Origin of the sequence: Bradyrhizobium sp. (genome assembly GCF_049581145.1) — a bacterium.
Classification (GTDB): domain Bacteria; phylum Pseudomonadota; class Alphaproteobacteria; order Rhizobiales; family Xanthobacteraceae; genus Bradyrhizobium.
The window spans coordinates 1-2,250 of record NZ_JBAURI010000994.1 but is presented as its reverse complement, the minus strand read 5'-3'; the positions used below and the strand labels follow the sequence as shown (position 1 = coordinate 2,250).

Sequence of the window (2,250 nt, the reverse complement as noted above, 5' to 3'; positions counted from 1 at the left end):
CGTCAAGTTGAGACGTCATCGCGCACCAGTCACTTGTTTGAGCATGCTCTTTTCGGAAAACCGGTGCCCACATCGTTGTCCAAGTGCGGGGCAGGCTTTTTCCGGACCATGCTCGAAACGCCAGGATGCTCCGCATGACCGACCAGCCTCGCCGCGTCACCCGCGCATTGTTGTCTGTTTCCGACAAGACCGGTCTTGTCGATTTCGCCCGCGCCTTGGCCGGCCACGGCGTCGAACTCGTCTCCACCGGCGGTACCGCGAAGGCGATCGCGGATGCCGGGTTGCAGGTCAGAGACGTTTCGGAGCTGACCGGATTTCCGGAAATGATGGACGGGCGGGTCAAGACGCTGCATCCCAAGGTGCATGGCGGCCTGCTCGCGATCCGCGACAATGCCGGGCACAGGGAGGCGATGCAGAGCCACGGCATCGCGCCGATCGATCTGCTGGTGGTCAATCTCTATCCGTTCGAGGCCACCGTCGAGAAGGGCGCAGACTTCGAGGACTGCATCGAGAACATCGATATCGGCGGACCCGCGATGATCCGCGCGGCCGCGAAAAACCATGACGACGTCGCCGTCATTATTGACCCCGAAGACTATCCTCTGGTGCTGGCGGAGCTTGAGTTCAACGACGGAGCGACGACATTGGGCATGCGCCGGCATTGTGCTGCGAAGGCCTATGCCCGGACCGCGGCCTACGACGCGGCAATCTCCAACTGGTTCGTCGAGCAGCTCGCAGACCCGCGAGTGCCGCGAGATCCGCCAGCGTGGCGGGCCTTCGGTGGCCGCCTGATCCAGTCGCTGCGCTACGGCGAGAACCCGCACCAGACCGCGGCGTTCTATCGTACGCCCGACAAGCGCCCCGGCGTCGCCACCGCGCGACAGCTGCAGGGCAAGGAACTGTCCTACAACAACATCAACGACACCGACGCGGCCTATGAGTGCATCGCCGAGTTCGACCCGGCGCGCACCGCGGCCTGCGTGATCGTCAAGCATGCCAACCCGTGCGGCGTGGCCGAGGGCAGCGATCTCGCCGACGCCTATCGCAAGGCGCTGGCCTGCGATTCCACCTCGGCCTATGGCGGCATCATCGCACTGAACCGGACGCTCGACGCGGACACCGCGCGCGCCGTCAGCGGCATCTTCACCGAGGTGATCATCGCCCCCGACGCGACCGACGAAGCGATCGCCCTTCTCGCCAAGCGGAAGAATTTGCGGCTGCTGCTCGCCGGCAGCCTGCCCGACCCGCGCGCCGCGGGACTGACCGCGAAAACTGTCGCCGGCGGATTGCTGGTGCAGAGCCGCGACAACGCCGTGGTCGACGATATGGCGCTGAAGGTGGCGACTGCGCGCGCCCCGACCGAGGCCGAGCTGCGCGATCTCAAATTCGCGTTCAGGGTCGCCAAGCACGTCAAGTCCAACACCATCGTCTACGCCAGGGATCTCGCCACCGTCGGCATCGGCGCCGGGCAGATGAGCCGGGTGGACTCCGCCCGCATCGCCGCGCGCAAGGCGCAGGACGCGGCCGAGGCACTGAAGCTCGCCGAGCCCCTGACCAGGGGATCGGTGGTTGCCTCCGACGCGTTCTTTCCCTTTGCCGACGGCATGCTGGCGTGCATCGAAGCCGGCGCCACGGCGGTGATCCAGCCCGGCGGCTCGATGCGTGACGACGAGGTGATCAAGGCCGCCGACGAGCACGGCATCGCCATGGTCTTCACCGGCGTCCGGCATTTCAGGCACTGAGCTTCCATCGTCCCGGCGCGGGCCGGGGACCCACAACCCCGTCCCCGAATGACGGCCGTTGCCACAAAACCCGTCATCGCCCGGCTTGACCGGGCGACCCAGTATTCCAGAGACCTCTCAAACGACGACCGCCTCTGGAATACTGGATCATCCGCGTCCGCGGATGATGACGACTGAGATGCGGCACGACAGGCGCCCACGGTCTGGGTCCCCGCTTTCATTTTTCAGAACAGCCACCTTCATCAAGACACACCTCCGCGCTCTCGCGGCGCGATGCGCCCGAAGTGATGCCGAAATCTCATGCCCTCGAAAGCCAGAGGGCGTGGGGGATGCCGGGCGCCCGATGCACCCGCAGCCTCGTGTGCGCATATTGGTAGTGATTATGCACACGAGTATTCACAGCGGTCGCACCGGAATCACCCGGCATCCCCGCACGCAATGGTTTACGGCTTATACGCGCTCTCCTCGGTGACCATGCTTTTTTGCCACCGTCGCCTAACGGAATTGC

General features: G+C 65.2%; 1 protein-coding gene. It reads left to right on the top strand.

Going from position 1 to position 2,250, the window contains the following annotated elements:
• Positions 1-134 precede the first annotated feature (134 nt).
• The gene (purH, locus tag WCB02_RS32295; RefSeq protein WP_423964661.1) at positions 135-1,742 is read left to right on the top strand and encodes a bifunctional phosphoribosylaminoimidazolecarboxamide formyltransferase/IMP cyclohydrolase; all 1,608 of its coding nucleotides are present in this window, start codon (positions 135-137) and stop codon (positions 1,740-1,742) included.
• The last annotated feature ends 508 nt before the right edge of the window (positions 1,743-2,250 follow it).